Annotated in this window: 1 pseudogene; it reads right to left on the minus strand. The window is 34.4% G+C overall.

The features are described 5' to 3' along the window. A pseudogene (locus LOSG293_RS09890) lies at window positions 1-195 on the minus strand (transposase); the annotation flags it as partial. Window positions 196-317: the final 122 nt, after the last annotated feature.

Raw genomic sequence — 317 nt, forward strand, 5'->3', positions numbered from 1 at the left:
ATTTGGAAACATCTGCTTGGCAATATCTTTGTAGTAGCTATTCAGGTCAATTGATACTGTTTTAACGCGATCTCTGACGCTTTGAGGAAACTTTCTAAAATACTCAATATGATTTTTGAATCGATCCGGAAGAATCTGTACGATTTCATGGTCACCATCACCATTAATACAAATAAAATGTAGCTGACCTTTAATGCTGTAAGCAACGGTTGTAAAATATTGGAAAATACCGATTAGAAAATGTCGGTTTTCCAACATTTTTTTACGGTAAACTAAACGCATCTCAAATTTGGAGGAACTGAAATGCGTTTAGATGT

The organism is Secundilactobacillus oryzae JCM 18671 (assembly GCF_000740055.1).
In the GTDB taxonomy this organism is placed as follows: domain Bacteria; phylum Bacillota; class Bacilli; order Lactobacillales; family Lactobacillaceae; genus Secundilactobacillus; species Secundilactobacillus oryzae.